We start from the raw sequence: 19,542 nt of genomic DNA, 5'->3' as shown, positions 1-19,542 counted from the left end.
TCAGCCCTCGCGGCGGGCCAGGTGGATCACCGCCGCCGCGAGCACGACCAGTCCTAGGCCGCCGCCCAGCATCAAGGCTGTCTGAGCGCGCCACGCCTCCGTGGCCAGGATGTTCACCGGCATCTGCCAAGGCATGAAGACGCCCTGTTTCGCCGACGTGGCCACGACGGCGAAGAAGGTTCCGCCTATACCCAGCACCAGGCCGGGCACGAAACTGGCGAAGCGGATCGCTGTCCAGAACTGCAGGGCGATCATCAAAACGGCTGCGACGGCCATCTGGGCCAAGGCCCAGGCATGGGTCGGGAGATCAAGCCGGCCCACCGCCGCCGCCTCCGGCTTAATGAGGCCGCCGAGCGCCACGGCCCCTGTTGTCATGGCCAGCACAGCCGCGCTCATGATCACCACCAAGCCGATCACGCAGATGGCTTTAGACGCATAGAGAGTCCAGCGCGGAACCGGCAGGGCGCGCAAGTGGTCCCAACTGCGGGGGGCGTGCTCCATGTGAGCGACCAGGGCTGTCAGGGCTGTGACGCACATGGGCAGCATGAAATAGGCCCAGATCGCCGTGCCGCTCCCGAGCCACATCGACCATTCTGACGGCTGCTCCGACCGCAGCACCATGGCGAAGGCGAAGACGGCGATCAGCGTGGGGGCGGCGGCGGCCAGCAGCAGGGCCAGGGAACGGTTCAACTTGCGGATTTCGATGGAAAGGACGGCGAGCATCAGACGGTCTCCTGACGGCGGGACTTGGTGGCGGAGGCGGCGCGATAGATCCCCTCGAGGGAACGGGCGCGCGGCGCGATGGCGAAGACCGACATCCCGGCCTCAATCAGATCGCGGTTGAGGGCCGCGGAGACGATGTCATGGTCGTCGCCTGGCCGCAGCCGGACCACCAGACCGTCGGCGTCCTCGACCAGGGTCAGATCCCGGCCCCGCAGAACGGCGCGAGCCCGGTCGGGGTCGTCGACCCGCAGACCGATCTCGGGCGCCAGTTCGGCCTTCAAGCGCCCCAGTTCGCCCTCCACGACCAGCCGCCCCTCATGGATGATGCCCACGTGGCTGGCGGTCTGTTCGATCTCACTCAACAGGTGGCTGGACAGGAGGACCGTCGCCCCCGCCCGTTCCGGCAGGGCGCGCAAAAATCGCCGCATGTCGGCGATCCCATCCGGATCCAGGCCGTTGGTCGGCTCGTCCAGCATAAGCACCGGCGGCGCGCCCAGCATGGCGCGGGCGATACCCAGCCTCTGGCGCATGCCCAGCGAATAGTCGGACACCCGGCGACCGCCGTCCCGCAGCATATCCACCACCTCGAGCACCCGGTCGATCTCGATCGCAGGCAGACCCAGCAGACGCCGCGTCAGGTCCAGGTTCTCACGGCCGGTCAAATGGACATAAAAGCCGTGCGCCTCAAGCAAGGCCCCGATCCTGCGCGCGGCGCCGATCCGGTCCCGCGCCACATCGACGCCGCAGACCCGCGCCACGCCCGAAGTCGGGCGCAGCAGGCCGATCAGCATCTTCATCGTCGTGGTCTTGCCGGCTCCGTTTCGCCCCAGGAAGCCGTAGACGGCCCGGTCCGGCACACACATCGACACCGCGTCCACCACCCGCCGACGCCCGAAAAATCGCGTCAGCCCCTCCGTCTCGATCGCCGCCATCTCACCGCCCTCCATTTAACTCAGAGATAAAGTTGCGAGCGACTGATTTTTAAGTCAAGATTAAAGACAAGACAGATTCCTATCCCCGGACAGACCGATGGCCGCCGACGATCTCGCCCGTTTCCGCCACATGTGCCGCCAGTTTCGTTGGCTCGCGATCTTCATGGTTTGCAGCGTGGGCGCGATCTTGGCGCTGATGTATGTGATTGTGCCGGCGGTGTTTGCGGCACGCGGAGAACACAGAGATCTCACGCTGCTGCTCCGGGAGATCGTTTGGGCGTCGCCTTCGCTTCTCTACCTATTCGCCGTCTGGTCGATCGGGTCGGCGTTGGGGCAGTTGGCCAAGGGGCGGCTCATCCGGCCGACCCTGTCGTCCGCCCTGCGTCGCGTGGGGCTGGCGCTGGGCTTTGGCGGGGTGCTCAGCGTCTTCGGCGTCACCAACCTGATGCGGCTTCTGGGCGACGAGCGGAGCAGTTGGGCTTATTTCGATGTGGCGGGAATGACCATGGGCATGATCGGCGGCGCCTTGTTCCTGCTCGGTAGGGTTCTGGATCAGGCGACGCGGATACAGGCCGAGATGGACGAGATGATCTGAATGCCCGTTCGCGTGACCCTGAACGATCTGATGGTGCGTAAAAGTCTGAAGGCGCGCGATGTCGCCGCCCAGGTGGGCCTCAGCGAGACACAGTTCTCGCTGTTCCGATCCGGCAAGGTGAAGGGGATAAGATTCAGCACCCTGGCGCGGCTGTGCGCCGTGCTGGAGTGCCGGCCCGGCGATCTGCTGGACTATGATTTCGATCCGCGCGAGACAGAACCGGTGGTGCCGGACGAGGTCTGACGGAACCGCGTCCGGCGCCGCCCATTTGATTCCGACGGCAAGCTGGAGCGGACCATGACCGATATCGACGAGGCCATCGACGACGTGCGCGACGCCGCCGTAGACTTGCTGAACAGCGAGGGGCGGAGCACGGCGCATGTGGCCATGGGGGTGGCGCTGACGGTGGGTTTCGCCCTGTTGGCGACCGGGATCGCATCGGGCGCGTTGACGCCGAAGCGCAGGCTGAAACATGTCCGCGACAAGGACTTGCCGATCACCGAGAAGCCGCACGGCGCCTTCAGCCTGATCCTGCCGGCGGTGTTTTCGGCTACGACCCTGTCGGCTGTGCGGGTGTGGAACGCGCCGCCCCAGCGCGAGCGAACGCGGGCCATGGGCTTGTGGCTGGCGGCGCAGACAGTGAACGCAGTCTGGCTGGGTCTGCGCCCTTCCTCGATGTGGAAACAGGTGGCGGCCGCCATGTCGTCGGCAGGCTTGGCGGCCGCGTTTGCGCACGAAGCCCGCAAGCTGGACGAGAGAGCGGGCAAGATGGCCGCGCCAACCGGGGGCGGCGTGCGGCTGGGCAACCGGCTGCACCGCAAGATGGACGAGGCGTCGGACGACCGCACCCGGAATTAGGCCGCCTTGCCCTTTGCCGGGGCTTCCTCTAGGGATCGCGCCCTATTCGCCACGCCCCAACCGGGCGCGTGGGCGCAACTCCATTCCCGATGTGACCCCATGAAGATCAACGGCAACACCATCAAGCCCGGCATGGTCCTGCAGCACAATGGCGGCCTGTGGGTCGTCACCAAGGCCAGCCACGTCAAACCCGGCAAGGGCGGCGCCTTCGCCAACGTCGAGGCCAAGAACCTCGAGACCGGCAACAAGCTGAACGAACGCTTCCGGTCGGAAGACAAGGTCGAGCGCGTGACGCTGGAGCAGAAGGACTTCTCCTATCTGTTCGACAACGGCGACAGCCTGGTCTTCATGGACGACGCCACCTATGAGCAGATCGAGCTGCAGAAGGACTGGGTCGGCGAAGAGCGCATCCCCTATCTGCAGGAAGGCATGAAGGTCGTCATCGAGATGCACGAAGAGCGTCCGATCGGCCTGGAACTGCCGGATCAGGTCGTGCTGGAAGTCGCCGAGACCGAGCCGACCGTGAAGGGTCAGACGGCCTCGTCATCGTACAAGCCCGCCATCGCCTCGAACGGCGTGCGGATCATGATCCCACCCTACATGTCGGCCGGTGAACGCATCATCGTCGACACGACCAGCGGCGAATACGTCCGCCGCGCCGACTAAGCCCCCTAAAGCCGGCCCTGGCCCAGGGTCGGTTCCCTTCTTGAACTTCTCCGCATGTCCGGGCCCCACAGAAGGGGCCTTTTCAGGACATGCGGACCAGGAGATCCGCCGATGGCCCTCGCTTCCGCCCTGCTCCAAGTCATGCTCGACGCGGTGCGCAAGACCGCCCGTCCCATGCTGCGCGACTTCGGTGAAGTCTCCCAGCTTCAGGTGTCGAGGAAGGGGCCCGGCGACTTCGTCACGGCCGCCGACCTGAAGGCCGAGGACACCCTGTACGAACTGCTGATGAAGGCCCGCCCCGGCTATGGCTTCCTGGGCGAGGAACGCGGCATGATCGAGGGGACGGACAAGTCCCACACCTGGATCGTCGACCCGATCGACGGCACGACCAACTTCATGCACGCCATGCCCCATTTCGCCATCACGGTGGGGCTGGAGCGGCGCGCGCCCGACGGGTCGAGCGAGATCGTCGCGGGCGTGACCTACAACCCCGTCATGAACGAGCTGTTCTGGGCCGAGAAGGGCAAGGGCTGCTATCTGAACGACCAGCGGATCCGCGTCGCCGGTCGTCGCGACCTGTCGGAGAGCCTGATCGCCACCGGCCTGCCCTTCATCGGCAAGTCGGGCCACGCCCAGGCCATCAAGGACATCCACGCCATCGGCCAGCGCGTCGCCGGCATCCGCCGCCTGGGCTCGGCCGCCCTGGACTTCGCCTGGGTCGCGGCCGGCCGCTATGACGCCTTCTATGAGCGGGGCCTGAAGCCTTGGGACGTGGCGGCGGGCATCCTGTTCGTCACCGAGGCCGGGGGTTCGGTGACGACCATCGAGGCGGACGGCGATCCCAAGACCGGCGTGTCGATCCTGGCCAGCAACAGCGAGCTTCATCCGCAGCTGCGCAAGGTGCTTCAGGCGTCCTGAAACTCGCTTCTGTCTCTTCCCCGCTTGCGGGGAAGTGGCGCGGCGCTTCTTCAGCGCCGTGACGAAGGGGCTCTTGCCGCATCACCAGCGGCCGGTGGGGCGTCAAGAACCCCTCCACCGCTTCGCGGTCCCCCTCCCCACTGCGTGGGGAGGAGACAGTCATGGTGCTGTCGCGCGGCCGCCCTATCCAAGGGACATGATCCGCGCCATCGTCACCGCCCTTGTCCTGCTGACCGGAACGCCTGCCGTGGCCCAGCCGCTGATCATCGCCCATCGCGGCGCCTCGGGCGAACGGCCAGAACATACGCGGGCGGCCTATGAACTGGCGGTCGAACAGGGGGCGGACGTGATCGAGCCGGACCTGGTCCTGTCGAAAGACGGGGTCTTCATCGACCGGCACGAGAACGAGATCGGCGGCACGACCGACGTGGGCGAGCGGCCGGAGTTCGCGGATCGCAAGACCACCAAGACCATCGACGGTGTCCCGACCACAGGCTGGTTCACCGAGGACTTCACCCTGGCCGAGCTGAAGACGCTGCGAGCCAAGGAGCGGCTGCCCGCCTTTCGGCCCGGCAGCGCGACCTATGACGGGCGCGAGCCGATCCTGACCTTCGACGAGGTCGTGGCCATCGCCCGCGAGGCCTCGGCCCGGACGGGGCGGGCCATCGCGGTGGCGCCCGAGCTGAAACACCCGACCTATTTCGCCGGGATCGGCTTGCCGATGGAGGATCGCTTCGTCGCGGAGCTTGAGCGACTGGGCCTGACCGGCGCCGATGCGCCCATCATCATCCAGTGTTTCGAGGTCGGGCCGCTGGAGCGGCTGGCGACGCGGATCGAGGCGCCCCTGGCCCAGCTGGTCAGCAGCGCGGGCGGACCGGCGGACCGGCCGGACGTGACCTATGCCCAGATGATCACGCCGCAGGGGCTGAAGGCCATGGCCGCCTATGCCGACTGGGTGGCGCCGGAGATGACCCTGGTCCTGCCGCGCGACGCCGAGGGCCGCACGACTGCGCCCAGCGCCCTGGTCACGGAGGCCCACGCCACAGGGCTGAAGGTCGTGATCTGGACCCTGCGGGCCGAGAACGCCTTCCTGCCGGCCGAGCGGCGGCGAGGCGAAGGCTTTGCGGAGCACGGCGACATGGCGGGCTACGCCGCAGCCTTCGCCGAGGCCGAGGTGGACGCGGTGTTCAGCGACTTTCCAGCCCTGGCGCGACAGGGCGCGGCTGAGAAATAGACTCAATCCACTGCGAAAAAAGAGAGACTATTTTCGTCTATTCTACGCGGGCGGTGAAATTGCACAGGCCGGAAAAGGCGGTGCAATGTGCAAAAGAGTGCAATTTCCAGGCGGCGCGGGACTGAGCGGGGATTTGGTTTTCAAAGACCGTGCCGACAGTATCTCACGGTTTTGGAGCGCGCTGACTTGAGCGGCGTTTTCGGACGTCAAGACATTGAAAAGTCAGTTATTCGGGAGAAATATTGGTAGCGCAGGCAGGCTGTTGGACCTCCCCTTCTCCCGTCATCCTCGGGTCAAGCCCTGAAATGAGGGGGATAGACCGCTACCGACAAAGCCGGTCCCTGGCGCGGAAAGCGGACATCCCGAAGGTCGGTTTGGGGTGGTTAGCGGACCTAGTTTTCAAGCGAAATTGTTACGGCAGGCATGCTGCTCCCGGCGTCCTCAGTTGCCTCGATCCTCATACTTCCGAGGAGCGCCACGCTCGCCATGAAGGCAAAGGGCAGTAGAATGATAGAGACACGAGCCAAGGTAAGCGCGCGCTTGAGCCTCTGGCTGTAGTTATCTGCCTTTTCGCCCACGATGATACCGAACCATCTATGTGAGGACTCTGGGCTGTAGAGATCCGGAACGACGCGGTAGTCACCGTGCTTCAAGCGTTCCTTCGGAAGGAGCCTCGCTGCGATGTGCGCTCCCCGCCAATAGGCGAGAAACGCCAGAAGGAAAGGCGATATCGCCAAAGTGCTGAGGAGCCACGACATGGCGGCGATCTGAGCATCGCTTTCCAAAGTCCGCAACGGGTCGAGGCCGTGTAAAAACGTGCTGAGCTACGGCGGGACCGAGTACGACGGAAGTTTGGGGCGAACCCGAGGACGGAAGGTGGAAGCCTCAACCCGCCCGGAACTGCAACTCCGCCAGGCGCGCATAGAGGCCGCCCTTGGCCACCAGCTGGTCGTGCGTTCCCTCCTCCACCACGCGGCCGTCGTCCATGACGACGATGCGGTCGGCGCGGAGCACCGTGGCCAGGCGGTGGGCGATGACCAGGGTGGTGCGTTCTTGCATGGCTTGGTCGAGGGCGATCTGGACCAGACGTTCGCTTTCGGCGTCCAGGGCGCTGGTGGCCTCGTCCAGCAAGAGGATGGGGGCGTCGCGGACCAGGGCGCGGGCGATGGCCAGACGCTGGCGCTGACCGCCCGAGAGGCTTTTGCCGCGTTCGCCCAGCGGGGTGTCGAAGCCTTCCGGCAGGGCGTCGATGAAGCCCAGGGCCTGGGCCTTTTCAGCGACGGCGCGGGCCTCTTCCAGAGTGGCGGTCTCACGGCCGAAGCGGATGTTCTCCAGCGCCGAACCCGAGAACAGCGGCGTTTCCTGCGACACCCAGGCGAAACGGTCGCGCACGGCGACGGGATCGGCCTGACGCACATCGACGCCGTCGACCGAGACCACGCCGGTCTGCGGATCATAGAAGCGCAGCAGAAGGCGGAAGACGGTCGACTTGCCGGCGCCGGACGGACCGACCAGGGCGACGGTCTCGCCGGGCCGCACGGTCAGGCTGAACCCCTTCAGGGCCGGCAGGTCGGGACGGCCAGGATAGGAGAAGCCGACGGCCGACATCGACACCTCGCCCCGCGGCGGCGACGGCAAGGCGACAGGCTCGGCCGGCGGGGCGATGTCGGGCGTGGCGCGCATCAGCTCCTCGATCCGCTCCATGGCGCCGGCGGCCTTTTGCACATCGCCCCAGCTTTCGCCCAGGGCGCCCACGGCGCCGGCGGCGAAGACCGACAGCAGCACGAACTGCAGCAGGGCGCCCGGCGTCATGACGCCGGCGACCACGTCCTGGGCGCCCAGCCACAGCACCAGTGTGACGCCGCCGAACATGACGACGATGATCAGGGCGGTCATCCAGGCCCGCGCCCGCATCCGGGTCAGCGAGGCGGAGAAGGCGTCCTCGACCGCCGCGCCGAAGCGGGCGATGGCGCTGCGTTCCCGACCGAAGGCCTGGACCGTCTCGATGGCGTCCACACTCTCGCCGGCGAAGCCGACGGCGTTGGCGAACCGGTCCTGGGAGGCGACGGTCAGTTTGCGGACCCGGCGGCCGAAGATGAAGATCGGACCCAGCAGGAAGGGCACGATCAGCATAACCAGCCCCGTCAACTTGGGACTGACGAAGAACAGCAGGGCGACCCCGCCGATCAGGGTCAGGAAGTTGCGCAGCGCATAGGAGACCGAGGTGGTCATCAGGGTCTCGACCAGGGCGATGTCGGTGGTCAGACGCGACAGCACCTCGCCGGTGCGCATCTGGGCGTAGAAGGACGGGTCCAGGGTCAGGATGCGGCCGAACAGGCCCTTGCGCACATCGGCGATGACGCGCTCGCCCGTGCGGGTGACGTAGAAATAGCGGGCGGCGGTGGCCAGGCCCAGGAACAGGGCGTTGGCGCCCAGCAGCAGGAACCACAGATTCAGATTGGCGCCCCCGGCCTCGAACCCGTGATCGATGGCTCCGCGCGCCAGGACCGTCAGCCCCAGAGACGCGGTGGTGGACAGCAGCAGCCAGAAGACCGCCATCAGGGCGTGGCCCTTGTGGCGCAGGGCATAGGGAATCAGGCGGGCCAGGGGACGGATGTCGCGGCGTTTGGCGCGTTTCTCGCCCGCCTCGGACATCTGCTCCATCAGCAGGGCGCCGGCGCTGGGGCGGCCTTCGGCCGTTTCCACGCCTGAAGCGCGCCCCGCTGGAAGGCTGGCGGAGCGGGCGGATGCGGCGGTCTGATCGGTCATTTCGCCAGCCTCTTGCCCCGGAACGCCCCCCGGTGTAAACGCCGCCCCTCATTCCCGCCGGATTTTCTGGCGGGTTTCTCATTTCATGCGCAGCGACGGTCGGCATCGTCATCGCGCCAGAGACCGGACGACGACCATGAAAGCGGATACGCACCCCGATTACCACTTCATCAATGTGGTGATGACCGACGGCACTTCCTACCAGACCCGTTCGACCTACGGTAAGGAAGGCGACACGCTGAACCTGGATATCGATCCGACCACCCACCCGGCCTGGACGGGCGGCAACGCCCATCTGATGGACCGCGGCGGCCGCGTTTCGCGCTTCAACAACAAGTTCGCCGGCTTCATCAAGAAGTAAGCGCGTCCTGGCTGCGACACATCGCGGCAATCGGATCACGAAGAGCGCCGGTCGGATGACCGGCGCTTTTTGTTTGCCCGGAACGTCGGTAACGTAGCCGGCGTTCGGATACGGCAGTACCGGCGTCGATTCACGGGGATCGACCCATCGAGAAGCGGACAGGTTATGAATAGACGGGAAATGGGTCTGGGCGTCGCGACGGCGGCCATGGCCCTCGCCTCAACAGCGCACGCACAGCAGGTGACCGTGCAGCGCGCACCGCAGGCCACCGCCTTCTATAACAGTTTCAACGACCAGATTTCCCGCCTGCCCGAGACCCAGCAGGCCGATGTCCGCGCCTTCTATGAAATGAACGGCTGGCGTCCGGTGTGGAACGCCGAGCGGATGCGGGCGCTGAACGCCGTCGCGGGCCGGGCCGAGCGCCACGGCCTGTCGGCCGGCGACTATTTCGACTTCGTCGGCCTGGCCGCCGATCCCGCCTCGTCGGACCTGCGCGCCACGGCCGCGGCCCTGGCCTATGGGCGGATCCTGGCCGAGGGCAAGGTTCGGCCCGAGACGGTCGAAGATCTGTGGGAGATGCAGAAGAACCGCGTGGACCTGCCGCGCGGCATGAGCGACGCCCTGGCGCGCAATGTCCTGCTGGACTGGTTCGAGGGCCTGGCGCCGACCGACATCGGCTATCAGAACCTGTCGGCGGGCTATGTCCGCTATCGTCGCCTGGCGGCCCAGGGCGGTTGGCCGCCCTTCCCGGCTGGTCCCACCATCGAACCGGATATGAGCGATCGCCGCATACCGGCGCTGATCGACCGTCTGACGGCCGAAGGCGACCTGACGGCGGCGGACGGCGCGCGGCTGAAGGCCCAGGGCCTGACCTATGGGACGGAGCTGCAACGGGCGGTTCAGGGCTTCCAGGTCCGGCACGGCCTGGGCGCCGACGCCCGGATCGGCACAGGCACCCAGCGGTCGCTGTCGGCCTCGGCCGAGGATCGCGCCCGCCAGATCGCGCTGAACCTGGAACGGCGTCGCTGGCTGAAGCGCGACGTCGCGCCGGAACGGATCGAGGTCAACACCGCCGCCGCCATCATGGTCTACTGGAAGGACGGCAAGCCGGTCCACTCCAACCGCGTGGTGGTCGGATCGGCCGAGAACCAGACCCCCAGCCTGGAGAAGCCCTTCGCCTCGGTGGTCGCCAATCCGCCTTGGTATGTGCCGGCCGGGATTGCGCGCCGCGAGATCCTGCCCAAGGGCCCCGCCTATCTGGCCGCCAACGACATGTTCGTGCGAGACGGCACGGTCATTCAGCGGGCGGGGCCCAAGTCGGCCCTGGGCTATGTGAAGTTCGAGCTGCGCGACAGCTATGCCATCTTCCTGCACGACACCCCGTCGAAGGCCGCCTTCAATCTGTCGATGCGCCAGCGCAGCCATGGCTGTGTGCGGGTGCAGAATGCGGTGGAGTTCGCCCGGCTGCTGCTGTCGCCCGACCCGGTCAAACTGGCCGAGTTCGACATGGCCCAGGACAGCCGCGAAACAACGCGGGTGACGACGGGTCGCGAGATTTCGGTGCGGCTGCTGTACTGGACGGCCTTTGTCGATGGACACGGCCGGGTGGCCTTCCGCGAGGACATCTATGGCCGCGACGACAAGCTGGCCCAGGCCCTGGGCATCGCCGTCAGCCTGCCCAAGCCGGTTGACGACGGACGCCGCGACGCCAACGACGTCGGGCCGTAGGGGGACAATCTTCTCCCTCCCCCTGCGGGGGAGGGAGAAGTTGGTCGATTCAGCTTTTGAAGGCGGCTTCCAGCAGGCCGTGCTGGCTGAGCACCGGGTTCTGCGGCTGCTCCTCCTGGGCGTCCAGGTACATGCGGCGGTCCAGGTACAGGGTGCGGTCGAACAGTTTCTCGGACCGGACCAGATATTCGACCAGGGCGATGGGCAGTTCGGCGTGGCTGGGCTCGCTCTCGATCTTGCGGTCGTTCAGGCGATAGCGCGGCTCGCAGGCGGCTTCCGGCGTCATGTCGTCCTCGCGCACGGCCCGCTGGACCAAAAGCCAGGACGCGATCTGCATCAGGCGCGTGGTCAGCTTCATGCTCTCGGCCGCATAGGCCAGGGCGGCGCTGCGGGACAGCATCTTGGAATCGCGGCGGCCTTCGCCGTCCAGATAGGCGGCGGTTTCCTCGACAAGGTCCATGCCCTCACGGAAGGTGCGGTCGAACAGCTCCGAGCGGGAAAAGTCCCGAACGACGCGGGCCCTGTCAGGCGTGGAGCCCGTGCTCTGGTTGTCGCTCAGGGTCATGGTGGACATCATCATGAGAATTGGACGCTCGTTACGACTTTGGGCCAAGACGCGGCCTTTGTCGTGCCGACTGCAACCGTCATGCCATGGATTTGGCGCGGGCGCGATTCATGAGCGGAAGTTGAACAGGGCGTCGGCGGCGCTCTTCTTGGCCGTCTTGGAGTCTATGGCGGCGCGGGCGCGGCGGATTTCGTCTTCCAGGGCCTGAATCCGTTCCTGCAAATCCTCGATCGAATAGGCGTCCAGATCTTCGCGGCCCAGGGCGGTCAGGGCGTCTCCGCGCCGGGGGCGGGGCTCGAGGTCCTCGAACATCGTCATCGCCTTTCTGCGTCAAGTCATGGCCGCGCGCGGCCGGGACGCCTATCTGAACGCCCGGATACGGACGATTGCAAGCGGAGGCGACTATGCGGGTCATCGAGATCGAGGGCGGTTCAGGACCGGCCGAGGCGCTGCGGATCACAGAACGGCCGGACCCCGCAGCCGGCGCAGGGCAGGTTACGATCCGGGTTCACGCGGCGGGGATCAACCGACCGGATCTGTTGCAGCGAAACGGGGGCTATCCCCCGCCCCCCGGGGCGTCGGACATACTCGGGCTGGAGGTCGCCGGCGAGATCGAGACCGTGGGCGAAGGCGTGACGCGGTGGGCCGTCGGCGATCGGGTCTGCGCCCTGCTGGGCGGGGGCGGTTATGCCGAGCGGGTCGTAGTGGACGCCCGGCATGTGCTGCCGATTCCCGAGGGTCTGGACTACGCTCAGGCGGCGGTCCTGCCCGAGACGGTCTTCACCGTTTTCGCCAATGTGTTCGAGGCGGGCGAGCTGAAGGCGGGTCAGACGCTACTGATCCATGGGGCGACCAGTGGGATCGGGGTGACGGCGATCCAGATGGCCAAGGCGGCGGGCGCCAAGGTGATCGCCACCTCGCGCGGGCCTGAGAAGGCCGCAGCGGCCAAGGCGTTGGGGGCCGATATCAGCCTGGACGCCAAGACGGACGATATGGCCGCCGCCATCGCCGAGGCGGGCGGCGCCGACGTGCTGCTGGACATGGTGGGGCGCGACTACGCCGATCTGAACCTGAAGGCGCTGAACCCCGGCGGGCGGTGGGTGGTCATCGCCTCGCTGTCGGGGTCGAAGGTCGAGGTGGATCTGATGCGGATCATGCTGAAGCGGTTGGTGCTGACCGGTTCGACCCTGCGGAGCCGCCCGGCGGACGAGAAGGCCAGGTTGACCGCCGCCGTGGAGGCGACGGTCTGGCCCTGGGTCGCGTCTGGCGCGGTCCGGCCGCCGATGCAGGCGACCTTCCCGCTGGCGCGCGCCGCCGACGCGCATCGCGCGCTGGAGGCGGGCGACCACGTCGGCAAGTTCGTACTGACGGCCTAGTAGCGGCCGCCGCCCCGCACCGGACGCAGCGACGAGATATTGTCGTTGAAGCCCGTGCTGTTCAGGTTGCGGACGTCGCCGTCGATGATCCGGCAACGACCGCCGAACTCGGCGTCGGTGCAGATCTCCCAACGGCCACGCACGCGGATCGAGCTGATCCGGTCGTTGAACGGGGTGTTGCCCAGATTGCGGTCCTCGCTGGTGAACTCGCGCGAGGCGCCGCGATAGCTCGAGTTCTCGTAGACGATGATCGAGGACCGACCCCAGCCGCCGCCATTGTCCCAACCACCGCCGTTGCCATTGCCGGGGCCATTGCCGTTGCCGGGGCCCCAACCACCGCCGTTGCCCGGACGTCCCGGCTGGCGGTCTTCATAGTCGCCGCGGAACCGACCGCAGACCAGCAGGCCGTTGTCATTGTTGATCTCTTCATTGCCGCAGCGCGCAAGCTCGATGGAGGTGCCGCGAATCTGCCCCCGCATGTCGCGGCAATCCGCGTAGAGGCGACCGCGATGGGTATAGGCCTCGGTGCAGGACCGGGCGTAGCTGCCACGCGGCGCGACACGCTGGGCGGTGATATCCTGGCCCGAAGCCAGGGCTGCGGCCATGGCGGCCCCAAGCAGAATGGACATGATGTTTCTCCTCTCCCAAAGGCGAAAGCCTCTATTAGCGCGAAGGTTGCCCCAGCTCACATGAACCTTGGCTGTACGTGATTGTTCGGCGGCGTTTTCTTTTCGGGCGAATAGGCCTATATCGAAACCATAAGCGCCCGGTCGAAAGGCCGGGCGCCGTCGTATCCAACGCCAGCCGAACCCCTATTCGGCGGCCCCACCATTCCGGGACGAACGCCCCATGAGCGACATTCTGATGCCGAAGGCCACTGCGGTCTGGCTGGTCGACAACACCTCCCTCAGCTTTGAGCAGATCGCGGACTTCTGCGGTCTTCACCCGCTGGAAGTGCGCGGCATCGCCGACGGCGACGTGGCCCGCGACATCCGCGGCGTCGATCCCGTCACCGGCGGTCAGCTGACCCGCGAAGAGCTGGACAAGGCGCAGGCCAACGAGAACTATCGTCTGAAGGCCATCGTCAGCCGTCACGCCGAACTGATGAAGTCGGCCAAGCCGGCGCCGAAGTACACCCCGGTCTCGCGTCGTCAGGACCGCCCGGACGCCATCGCCTGGTTCGTGCGCAATCACCCCGAGGTGACCGACGCCCAGATCGCCAAGATGCTGGGCACGACCAAGTCCACCATCGAGAGCGTGCGCAACCGCACCCACTGGAACAGCGCCAACATCAAGCCGGTCGATCCCGTGACCCTGGGCCTGGTCGGTCAGCTGGCGTTGGACGAGATTGTCAAGAAGGCCGCCGACAAGAAGACCAAGGACGACCTGAAGAAGGGCGGCGGCGTGCTGCAGCCCGTCGAGGAGGTTGAGGCCGAACCCGAGTTCGTGCCGGAAGCCCGCCAACGCCCCGGCGCGGAACCGACGGCAGAGTCGGTGTTCGGCACCAAGGACTGATCTCTATCCGTCCCCCTCGGGCTTGACCCGAGGGCCGAGTGCGGATCGGGCTGTGCGACTGCGTCCTCGCAGGAGCGGCGGATGACCCGGTCCTCGGGTCAAGCCCGAGGATGACGACTTATAAAAACGGCCCCGGAGAGCGATCTCCGGGGCCGTCGTCATTTCGGGAGGTCGTGCGCCCTAGTGGGCCCGCGCCTCCAGACTGGTGATTTCTTCCTTCAGCCGGAGCTTCTTCTGCTTCAGCTCCCTGACCTGCAACGTGTCCACGGACGGACGGGTGAGTTCTCTCTGGATCGTCTGATCCAGCATGCGATGACGATTACCCAGTTCGCGAATACGAGCCTCGATGGTCATGGCTTGCGCCTCCTCAGGTTAGGGACCAGTAGAGTGAGCGCCCGGTTTGGCGGGCTGTGGAATCACATTCCGGTGACGGCCCGCCTGGCCGAACCCGACGGAGGCTGACCCCAAAAATGGTCGATGATGTGAACGGAGCCATACGCAAGCCTCCCTATCGAATGGTGGTCGGAATTTCAGGGGCTTCCGGAGCGATCTACGGCGCGCGAGTACTGGACGCACTGAAGGACCTGGGGGTCGAGAGCCATCTCGTCGTCACCAAGGCGGCCCTGCTCACATTGTCGCAGGAGACGGATCTGTCGCCCGCCGACCTGACCGCCAAGGCGTCGGTGGTCCACAAACTGGCCGACGTCGGCGCGACCATCGCCTCCGGCTCGTTCAAGACCCTGGGCATGATTGTGGCCCCCTGCTCCGTCAAGACGATGAGCGAGATCGCCACCGGCGTGACCTCGTCCCTGCTGACCCGGGCCGCCGACGTGACGCTGAAGGAACGTCGCCCCCTGGTGTTGATGGTGCGCGAGACGCCCTTCCACCTGGGGCATCTGCGGACGATGACCGCCCTGGCCGAGATGGGGGCGACCATCGCCCCGCCCCTGCCCGCCTTCTACGCCCGGCCGGATTCGATCATGGAGATGGTGGACCAGTCGGTCGGCCGGACCCTGGATCTGTTCGGTCTGGACTGGAGCGGAGTGCGACGGTGGGAAGGCCTGAAATGACCCGGCTCTGGGATTGGGCGGTCGCGGCCTATGGCGCGCCCGGCGTCGGGGACGCCTGCGTGGCCTTGCAGGACAACCACGAGCAGAACGTGCCGCTGCTGCTTTGGTCCGCCTGGACCGCCGCCGTCGGCTTGAAGCCGGACGCCGAGACAATCGAGGCGGCGTGCGACACCGCCCGCGCCTGGGACAGCGTCGTCGTCGCGCCGCTGCGCGCGGTCCGTCGCACCCTGAAGGCGCCGATCCCCGACATCGACGACGGCCCGCGCCAAGCGGTGCGGGACCATGTCAAGGCGCTGGAGCTGGAAGCGGAACGCCATCTGCTGGAGGCGCTGGAGGCCCTGGTTTCATCCGATGGCGCACCACAGACCGCCGGAACGCCCCGCCCCTTCGTAGAGGCGCTGGTCGGGACTGCGCGGGTGTGGGCCCAGGTGACGCCGCGTCCCGCGCTGATCCGTCTCGCCGACGCCCTTCCGGCCTGAGGCGCGGGTGGCTATAAGCGCGCCGGGGACTGCACAATGAATGACGACGCACCGGAAATCAGCAAGGAAGAGGCGATCCTTCAGGCTCGGCTCAAGCTGCTGCGCCTAGAGCACGCCGACCTCGCGGCCTCTATCGAGGCCCTGTCCGAAGCCGCCATTCCCGATCAGCTGATGATCGCCCGGCTGAAGCGTAAGAAGCTGGCGATCAAGGACGAGATCGTGAAGATCGAAGACCAGATCCTGCCGGACATCATCGCCTGAATCCTCTCTTGGCTTGAAGCGCGTCAGCCCAACTGATAGCGGTTCGCAAAATGGGAGAAGCGATATGGCGACGCCGGGCACAGGCTGGGATGCGCGCTACGCGGCGACGCAGGATTATGTGTTCGGCACGGCGCCGAGCCGTTTCCTGCTGAACCACGCGAAGATCCTGCCGGCGGGCAGCCGGATTCTGGCGCCGGCCGATGGAGAAGGCCGGAACTCCGTCTATCTGGCGTCTCTGGGCCACCAGGTCGTGGCGACCGACATTTCTCCTTCCGGTCAGGACAAGGCGCGGCGACTGGCCCACGACGCGGGGGTGGAGGTCGACTTCAGGATCCAGGATCTGCAGGGCTGGGACTGGCCGCAGGCGGAGTATGACGTCGTCGCGGCGATCTTCATTCAGTTCGCGGAACCGGCGTTTCGCGACGCGATCTTTGACGGCATTAAGCGGGCGGTGAAGCCGGGCGGGTTGATCCTGCTGCACGGCTATACGCCGCGCCAGCTGGAGTACGGCACGGGCGGGCCGCCGCAGGTCGATCAACTCTATACCGCCGAACTGCTGGACGCGCGCTTCGGCGATTTCGACGTCCTGACCCTGGACGCCTATGACGCGGAACTGAACGAAGGTTCGGGGCATCACGGCATGTCGGCGCTGATCGATCTGATCGCGCGCCGGCCGGCGGCCTGACAAATATGGCCCTCCATGGCCGGATAGCGGCCTAAAACTCGCCCCAGCCTGTAGGCATAAGCCGGTCTCTCTCGGGACGCCCGGCAGGCTTCGGTCGCCGTCTCCCGCCATTCCAGAGCGTGAACACGCTGGAGACGCCGCCGAATGCGACGCGTGCTGACCGATGCGCCCCTGGCGCGTTGCAAGACCCTTTTGATCCACTCCGGCCAGACGGCCGCCTTCGCCGCCGTGGCCTTGCTGGCCGCCGCCGCCGCGCCCGCCGTAACGCGCGAAACTCCACCGCCCGCCCTGGCCGCCGCCCCCGTCGCCCCGCCCGTCAAGGCCGAGGTTGAGGCCGCCGGTCCGGTGATGCGTCAGATCGCGTTCTCGGCGCCGGTACGCGGCTATGCGATCAACTCGCCCTTCGGCCTGCGCAAGCTGGCGATCGAGGCCCGCGCCCGCGCGCATAAGGGCGTCGATATAGCCGCCCCCCAGGGAACGTCCGTCTTCTCGGCAGCCGAGGGCCGGGTCATTCGCACCGGCTATGACGCCGGCGGATATGGCAATTTCATCGAGGTGCGCCACCCCAACGGACTGAGCACCGTCTATGGCCATCTCAGCCGGATCGACGTCGCCAGTGGCGATGCGGTGGCGCACGGCCAACGGATCGGACTGGTCGGCTCTACCGGCTATTCCACCGGCCCCCACCTGCATTTCGAAGTCCGGCGCGGCGACGGCCAGGTCAATCCGACCAAGGTCCTGGGTCGGCATTTCGCCGTCGCGGTCAAAACGGCGACCTGAAGCCAAACACGTGTTGCGACAGAGGCCGGGGTCGGCCTAACCTTCCGCCTTCGGGAGGGACCCAAGCATGAACAGATTTGTCGCCGCCGTCGTCGCGGGGATTCTTGCGGCTGCGCCGATGGCCGCCTCGGCGCAGAACTACAACCGCTACAGCGACGCGGCGGCCCAGACCGAACTGTCGCGCATCGCCGATGTCGACATGGCCGTGATGGTTCCGATGCGGGACGGCGTGGGCCTGGCCACCAACATCTATCGGCCCAAGGGCGCCAAGGGCCCCCTCCCCACCGTCTTCGTCAGGACGCCCTATAACGAGCTAGCCTACAACGCGCGCACGACGCGTAGCGCCCTGACCTGGGTCAGCCGAGGCTATGCCCTGGTGATGCAGAACGAACGCGGTCGGTACTTCTCGCAGGGCGACTACGAGATCCTGGGCTATCCCCAGGAAGACGGCTACGACGCCCTGACCTGGATCGCGGCCCAGCCCTGGTCGAACGGCAAGGTCGGCACCCTGGGCTGTTCCTCCTCCGCAGAGTGGCAGCTGGCACTGGCCGCCCAGAACCACCCGGCCCACGCCGCCATGGTCCCCCAGGCGTCCGGCGCGGGCATCGGCAAGGTCGGCCGGTTCCAGGAACAGGGCAACTGGTACACCGGCGGCGTGCCCCGCAACCTGTTCTTCATCTGGCTGTATGGCGTCGACAATCCGCAGCGGGCCCAGATCCCTGGCGACGTCGATCAGGAAACCCGCGCCCGGCTGGTCCGCTACAACGATCTGGACGCCAAGAAGCCGGACGTAAACTGGCCCCGACAGATCCGTCACCTGCCCGTCAACGAGTTGCTGAAGAATCTGGGCGAGCCGCCGGCGACCTTCGAGGAGTTGATCGCGCGGACGCCGGACGATCCGGCCTGGCGCGAAGGAGGCCTGTATCACGACGACATGGGCTGGGGCGTGCCGTCGCTGTGGTTCAACAGCTGGTATGACGTCTCCATCGGCCCGAACATGGAGCTGTTCAACCACGCCCGTTCCACCACCCAGGACCGCGAGGCGGCCGAGAACCAGTATGTGGTGGTCGGACCGAACAACCACTGCGCCTTCGGCGGCCTGGGGCCGAACTTCCGCTCCGGCGACCGGCCGCTGGGCGACGCCAGTTTCGACAGCGACGCCCTGGTCGCCGCCTGGTTCGACCGCTGGCTGAAGGGCGAGGCGCGCGCCTTCCCCGCCACCACCCCGCACGTCCAGTATTTCAACATGGGCGAGAACAAGTGGCGCACCGCCGCCCAGTGGCCGCCGCAGGGGGTCGAGACGGTGCGCATGTACCTGCGCTCGGCCGGCGCGGCCAACAGCCTGAACGGCGACGGCCGCCTCAGCCTGGAGGCGCCGCCGGCCGGAGAAGCGGCCGACCGCTATCGCTATGATCCGATGAACCCGGTCCAGACCATCGGCGGCGGCGACTGCTGCAACGGCGGCCTGGTCACAGCCGGCGCCTTCGATCAGAGGCCCATCGAGGCGCGCAATGACGTGCTGGTCTATACGTCCGAGCCGCTGACGGCGCCCATGCAGGTTACCGGCTTCATCGATGCGGTGCTGAAGGTGTCGTCGTCGGCGCAGGACACGGACTTCGCGGTCAAGCTGGTGGACGTGGCCCCGGACGGGACGGCCTATATCCTGGGCGACACCATCATGCGGGCCCGATACCGCGACGGCTATGCGCGGCCGATGCCCCTGGTCCCCGGCCAGGTGGCGACGGTGCAGCCCACGCCGATGACGGTCAGCAACACCTTCCAACCCGGCCACCGCATCCGTGTGGAAGTGACCAGCTCCAACTTCCCGAAATTCGTGCGTAACCTGAACACGGGCGGCCCGAACGAGACGGAAACCCAGGGTGTGATCGCCGACAACGCCATCCACCACGCGGGCGAGGACGCCTCCTATATCGACCTACCCGTCCTGAAATAGGGGCGCGACGCCGAAGCGGCTGGCCTGAACCGCTTCGGCCTTGCTAGGCTGGCCGCAACTGTGGGGGGAGACG

Annotated in this window: 24 protein-coding genes; 16 read left to right on the top strand and 8 right to left on the bottom strand. The window is 66.8% G+C overall.

Translation table 11 applies throughout. The features are described 5' to 3' along the window. Positions 1-723 carry an ABC transporter permease gene (locus ACW170_RS09630; protein WP_492086501.1) on the bottom strand — a complete coding sequence of 241 codons (723 nt, stop codon included), beginning with the start codon at positions 721-723 and terminating at the stop codon, positions 1-3. Beyond that, the gene (locus ACW170_RS09625; RefSeq protein ID WP_492086500.1) at positions 723-1,655 is read right to left on the bottom strand and encodes an ABC transporter ATP-binding protein; all 933 of its coding nucleotides are present in this window, start codon (positions 1,653-1,655) and stop codon (positions 723-725) included. Before ACW170_RS09625 ends, ACW170_RS09630 begins: the two co-directional genes overlap by 1 nt. Before the next feature lie 97 nt (positions 1,656-1,752). Between ACW170_RS09625 and ACW170_RS09620 the strand changes: the two genes are divergently transcribed. From ACW170_RS09620 to ACW170_RS09595, 6 genes are all read left to right on the top strand, one after another. Continuing rightward, positions 1,753-2,250, top strand: a complete 498-nt coding sequence (locus ACW170_RS09620; RefSeq protein ID WP_492086499.1) for a DUF2975 domain-containing protein — start codon at positions 1,753-1,755, stop codon at positions 2,248-2,250. Then, positions 2,251-2,493: a helix-turn-helix domain-containing protein gene (locus ACW170_RS09615; RefSeq protein WP_492086498.1), complete on the top strand. Its 243-nt coding sequence runs from the start codon at positions 2,251-2,253 to the stop codon at positions 2,491-2,493. A gap of 54 nt (positions 2,494-2,547) precedes the next feature. Continuing rightward, positions 2,548-3,108: a tryptophan-rich sensory protein gene (locus ACW170_RS09610; protein ID WP_492086497.1), complete on the top strand. Its 561-nt coding sequence runs from the start codon at positions 2,548-2,550 to the stop codon at positions 3,106-3,108. A 99-nt stretch (positions 3,109-3,207) separates the two neighbouring features. Then, positions 3,208-3,774, top strand: coding sequence for an elongation factor P (gene efp, locus ACW170_RS09605; RefSeq protein ID WP_492043184.1), 567 nt, complete (start codon positions 3,208-3,210; stop codon positions 3,772-3,774). A 111-nt stretch (positions 3,775-3,885) separates the two neighbouring features. Further along, positions 3,886-4,692, top strand: coding sequence for an inositol monophosphatase family protein (locus ACW170_RS09600; protein ID WP_271164749.1), 807 nt, complete (start codon positions 3,886-3,888; stop codon positions 4,690-4,692). 196 nt (positions 4,693-4,888) lie between these two features. After that, positions 4,889-5,926 carry a glycerophosphodiester phosphodiesterase gene (locus tag ACW170_RS09595; protein ID WP_492086496.1) on the top strand — a complete coding sequence of 346 codons (1,038 nt, stop codon included), beginning with the start codon at positions 4,889-4,891 and terminating at the stop codon, positions 5,924-5,926. 392 nt (positions 5,927-6,318) lie between these two features. On the opposite strand, the gene ACW170_RS09590 is transcribed toward ACW170_RS09595, so the two are convergent. Both ACW170_RS09590 and ACW170_RS09585 read right to left on the bottom strand, forming a co-directional pair. Next, positions 6,319-6,684 carry a hypothetical protein gene (locus tag ACW170_RS09590; protein ID WP_492086495.1) on the bottom strand — a complete coding sequence of 122 codons (366 nt, stop codon included), beginning with the start codon at positions 6,682-6,684 and terminating at the stop codon, positions 6,319-6,321. A 127-nt stretch (positions 6,685-6,811) separates the two neighbouring features. Next, positions 6,812-8,695 carry an ABC transporter transmembrane domain-containing protein gene (locus tag ACW170_RS09585; protein ID WP_492086494.1) on the bottom strand — a complete coding sequence of 628 codons (1,884 nt, stop codon included), beginning with the start codon at positions 8,693-8,695 and terminating at the stop codon, positions 6,812-6,814. A gap of 136 nt (positions 8,696-8,831) precedes the next feature. Between ACW170_RS09585 and rpmE the strand changes: the two genes are divergently transcribed. Beyond that, positions 8,832-9,056, top strand: coding sequence for a 50S ribosomal protein L31 (gene rpmE / locus ACW170_RS09580; RefSeq protein WP_271164754.1), 225 nt, complete (start codon positions 8,832-8,834; stop codon positions 9,054-9,056). A gap of 165 nt (positions 9,057-9,221) precedes the next feature. Then, positions 9,222-10,784, top strand: coding sequence for a L,D-transpeptidase family protein (locus ACW170_RS09575; protein WP_492086493.1), 1,563 nt, complete (start codon positions 9,222-9,224; stop codon positions 10,782-10,784). A gap of 49 nt (positions 10,785-10,833) precedes the next feature. Here the strand turns inward: ACW170_RS09575 and rcdA are convergent, their stop codons facing one another. Next, entirely contained in the window at positions 10,834-11,349 is a 516-nt protein-coding gene (gene rcdA, locus ACW170_RS09570; protein WP_492086492.1) for a protease adaptor protein RcdA, read from the bottom strand. Positions 11,350-11,457: 108 nt separating this feature from the next. Then, complete coding sequence (locus ACW170_RS09565) at positions 11,458-11,661, bottom strand: DUF1192 domain-containing protein (protein ID WP_492086491.1); 204 nt, start codon at positions 11,659-11,661, stop codon at positions 11,458-11,460. 92 nt (positions 11,662-11,753) lie between these two features. On the opposite strand from ACW170_RS09565, the gene ACW170_RS09560 reads away from it, so the two are divergent. Continuing rightward, positions 11,754-12,725: an NAD(P)H-quinone oxidoreductase gene (locus ACW170_RS09560; protein ID WP_492086490.1), complete on the top strand. Its 972-nt coding sequence runs from the start codon at positions 11,754-11,756 to the stop codon at positions 12,723-12,725. Here the strand turns inward: ACW170_RS09560 and ACW170_RS09555 are convergent. Beyond that, the gene (locus ACW170_RS09555) at positions 12,722-13,354 is read right to left on the bottom strand and encodes a beta/gamma crystallin-related protein (protein WP_492086489.1); all 633 of its coding nucleotides are present in this window, start codon (positions 13,352-13,354) and stop codon (positions 12,722-12,724) included. The two genes, ACW170_RS09560 and ACW170_RS09555, sit on opposite strands and share 4 nt — an antisense overlap. A gap of 220 nt (positions 13,355-13,574) precedes the next feature. Here ACW170_RS09555 and ACW170_RS09550 point away from each other — a divergent pair, with 220 nt between their 5' ends. Beyond that, entirely contained in the window at positions 13,575-14,240 is a 666-nt protein-coding gene (locus ACW170_RS09550; RefSeq protein WP_492086488.1) for a DUF1013 domain-containing protein, read from the top strand. 180 nt (positions 14,241-14,420) lie between these two features. Here the strand turns inward: ACW170_RS09550 and ACW170_RS09545 are convergent, their stop codons facing one another. Further along, entirely contained in the window at positions 14,421-14,594 is a 174-nt protein-coding gene (locus ACW170_RS09545) for a YdcH family protein (RefSeq protein ID WP_492086487.1), read from the bottom strand. 116 nt (positions 14,595-14,710) lie between these two features. Here ACW170_RS09545 and ACW170_RS09540 point away from each other — a divergent pair, with 116 nt between their 5' ends. The 6 genes from ACW170_RS09540 (at position 14,711) to ACW170_RS09515 (ending at position 19,469) form a co-directional block, all read left to right on the top strand. After that, positions 14,711-15,310 carry a UbiX family flavin prenyltransferase gene (locus tag ACW170_RS09540; protein WP_492086486.1) on the top strand — a complete coding sequence of 200 codons (600 nt, stop codon included), beginning with the start codon at positions 14,711-14,713 and terminating at the stop codon, positions 15,308-15,310. Next, positions 15,307-15,789, top strand: a complete 483-nt coding sequence (locus ACW170_RS09535; RefSeq protein WP_492086485.1) for a TIGR02444 family protein — start codon at positions 15,307-15,309, stop codon at positions 15,787-15,789. The genes ACW170_RS09540 and ACW170_RS09535 overlap by 4 nt, the downstream gene beginning before the upstream one ends. Positions 15,790-15,825: 36 nt before the next feature. Next, positions 15,826-16,050: a YdcH family protein gene (locus ACW170_RS09530; protein ID WP_492086484.1), complete on the top strand. Its 225-nt coding sequence runs from the start codon at positions 15,826-15,828 to the stop codon at positions 16,048-16,050. Positions 16,051-16,114: 64 nt separating this feature from the next. After that, the gene (locus ACW170_RS09525; protein WP_492086483.1) at positions 16,115-16,735 is read left to right on the top strand and encodes an SAM-dependent methyltransferase; all 621 of its coding nucleotides are present in this window, start codon (positions 16,115-16,117) and stop codon (positions 16,733-16,735) included. Positions 16,736-16,879: 144 nt separating this feature from the next. After that, positions 16,880-17,515 carry a M23 family metallopeptidase gene (locus tag ACW170_RS09520; protein WP_492086482.1) on the top strand — a complete coding sequence of 212 codons (636 nt, stop codon included), beginning with the start codon at positions 16,880-16,882 and terminating at the stop codon, positions 17,513-17,515. 67 nt (positions 17,516-17,582) lie between these two features. Next, positions 17,583-19,469, top strand: a complete 1,887-nt coding sequence (locus ACW170_RS09515; protein WP_492086481.1) for a CocE/NonD family hydrolase — start codon at positions 17,583-17,585, stop codon at positions 19,467-19,469. Positions 19,470-19,542 lie beyond the last annotated feature (73 nt).

This window comes from Brevundimonas sp. FV2ps16, assembly GCF_058681075.1.
Note: the sequence above shows the minus strand (reverse complement) of the source record. Positions and strands in the feature narration are given on the sequence as shown.

What these genes read in the sequence shown, in the direction of transcription:
- ACW170_RS09630 (WP_492086501.1), bottom strand. Translation starts at nt 723, where the DNA reads ATGCTCGCCGTCCTTTCCATCGAAATCCGCAAGTTGAACCGTTCCCTG.
- ACW170_RS09625 (WP_492086500.1), bottom strand. Translation starts at nt 1,655, where the DNA reads ATGGCGGCGATCGAGACGGAGGGGCTGACGCGATTTTTCGGGCGTCGG.
- ACW170_RS09620 (WP_492086499.1), top strand. Translation starts at nt 1,753, where the DNA reads ATGGCCGCCGACGATCTCGCCCGTTTCCGCCACATGTGCCGCCAGTTT.
- ACW170_RS09615 (WP_492086498.1), top strand. Translation starts at nt 2,251, where the DNA reads ATGCCCGTTCGCGTGACCCTGAACGATCTGATGGTGCGTAAAAGTCTG.
- ACW170_RS09610 (WP_492086497.1), top strand. Translation starts at nt 2,548, where the DNA reads ATGACCGATATCGACGAGGCCATCGACGACGTGCGCGACGCCGCCGTA.
- efp (WP_492043184.1), top strand. Translation starts at nt 3,208, where the DNA reads ATGAAGATCAACGGCAACACCATCAAGCCCGGCATGGTCCTGCAGCAC.
- ACW170_RS09600 (WP_271164749.1), top strand. Translation starts at nt 3,886, where the DNA reads ATGGCCCTCGCTTCCGCCCTGCTCCAAGTCATGCTCGACGCGGTGCGC.
- ACW170_RS09595 (WP_492086496.1), top strand. Translation starts at nt 4,889, where the DNA reads ATGATCCGCGCCATCGTCACCGCCCTTGTCCTGCTGACCGGAACGCCT.
- ACW170_RS09590 (WP_492086495.1), bottom strand. Translation starts at nt 6,684, where the DNA reads ATGTCGTGGCTCCTCAGCACTTTGGCGATATCGCCTTTCCTTCTGGCG.
- ACW170_RS09585 (WP_492086494.1), bottom strand. Translation starts at nt 8,695, where the DNA reads ATGACCGATCAGACCGCCGCATCCGCCCGCTCCGCCAGCCTTCCAGCG.
- rpmE (WP_271164754.1), top strand. Translation starts at nt 8,832, where the DNA reads ATGAAAGCGGATACGCACCCCGATTACCACTTCATCAATGTGGTGATG.
- ACW170_RS09575 (WP_492086493.1), top strand. Translation starts at nt 9,222, where the DNA reads ATGAATAGACGGGAAATGGGTCTGGGCGTCGCGACGGCGGCCATGGCC.
- rcdA (WP_492086492.1), bottom strand. Translation starts at nt 11,349, where the DNA reads ATGACCCTGAGCGACAACCAGAGCACGGGCTCCACGCCTGACAGGGCC.
- ACW170_RS09565 (WP_492086491.1), bottom strand. Translation starts at nt 11,661, where the DNA reads ATGTTCGAGGACCTCGAGCCCCGCCCCCGGCGCGGAGACGCCCTGACC.
- ACW170_RS09560 (WP_492086490.1), top strand. Translation starts at nt 11,754, where the DNA reads ATGCGGGTCATCGAGATCGAGGGCGGTTCAGGACCGGCCGAGGCGCTG.
- ACW170_RS09555 (WP_492086489.1), bottom strand. Translation starts at nt 13,354, where the DNA reads ATGTCCATTCTGCTTGGGGCCGCCATGGCCGCAGCCCTGGCTTCGGGC.
- ACW170_RS09550 (WP_492086488.1), top strand. Translation starts at nt 13,575, where the DNA reads ATGAGCGACATTCTGATGCCGAAGGCCACTGCGGTCTGGCTGGTCGAC.
- ACW170_RS09545 (WP_492086487.1), bottom strand. Translation starts at nt 14,594, where the DNA reads ATGACCATCGAGGCTCGTATTCGCGAACTGGGTAATCGTCATCGCATG.
- ACW170_RS09540 (WP_492086486.1), top strand. Translation starts at nt 14,711, where the DNA reads ATGGTCGATGATGTGAACGGAGCCATACGCAAGCCTCCCTATCGAATG.
- ACW170_RS09535 (WP_492086485.1), top strand. Translation starts at nt 15,307, where the DNA reads ATGACCCGGCTCTGGGATTGGGCGGTCGCGGCCTATGGCGCGCCCGGC.
- ACW170_RS09530 (WP_492086484.1), top strand. Translation starts at nt 15,826, where the DNA reads ATGAATGACGACGCACCGGAAATCAGCAAGGAAGAGGCGATCCTTCAG.
- ACW170_RS09525 (WP_492086483.1), top strand. Translation starts at nt 16,115, where the DNA reads ATGGCGACGCCGGGCACAGGCTGGGATGCGCGCTACGCGGCGACGCAG.
- ACW170_RS09520 (WP_492086482.1), top strand. Translation starts at nt 16,880, where the DNA reads ATGCGACGCGTGCTGACCGATGCGCCCCTGGCGCGTTGCAAGACCCTT.
- ACW170_RS09515 (WP_492086481.1), top strand. Translation starts at nt 17,583, where the DNA reads ATGAACAGATTTGTCGCCGCCGTCGTCGCGGGGATTCTTGCGGCTGCG.